At 41.5% G+C, this 715-nt stretch carries 1 protein-coding gene; it reads left to right on the top strand.

Annotated elements, in window-relative coordinates:
• Positions 1–35: 35 nt before the first annotated feature.
• On the top strand, positions 36–715 hold a 680-nt coding region (locus A3762_RS06430), incomplete at its 3' end, for an AraC family transcriptional regulator (RefSeq protein ID WP_068754573.1).

Here is a 715-nt window from a genome sequence, read left to right as displayed (position 1 = left end):
TCTTAACCAAATAATAATATTGATAGGTGTTCATTATGGATGTCCGTCATTCGATCATCGGCTTGGTGGAAATGCTCAAATGGATGGAGTCGAAGGGCCATGCTCGATCAACGCTGCTAAGTCATACTGGTATTGAAGAATCGCGTTTAGCGAATCCAAAAGAGACTGCTTCATCAAAAGAAGAGTTGCAGTTTTATCGTAACTTATTATCTGCATCTGATGATTCAAATGTCCTGCTTGAGGCAGGTTTCAACTTAAATCTACCAAGTTATGGTGTATGGGGGCTTGCGCTGATCAGCAGCTCAACGTTCGGCAAAGCGATTGAACTCGGAATTCAGTTTATTGACTTCACCTATACCTACAATCGCATTGTATTGGTTGAAGATAATCAATATTCCGGTTTGAGAATTTCACAGGCAAGAGATCTTGGTGATCTTCAGATGCCCATGATAGAGCGCGATATATCTGCGTCCTTCGTACTGTTTCGTGTTTTGCTGCAAGATGAATCGCCGGTTGATGAAATTCGTTTTTCGGGCCCGATGACAAAACCCTTATCGTATTACGAGTCCTTGTTTTCTTGTCGCGTTTTGTTTGATCAGCCACATAATGAAATTCTGTTCTTGAGTGAAAAATTGCACAAAGAGCTACCCCAGCATAATGAATTGGCGATGCAGTTATGCATGGAGCAATTAGAGAAGATCAGACCTCAATTGAG

This window comes from Oleiphilus sp. HI0125 (assembly GCF_001635355.1).
The sequence above is the reverse complement of the archived record's forward strand: the minus strand, read 5'-3'. Positions and strand labels throughout refer to the sequence as shown.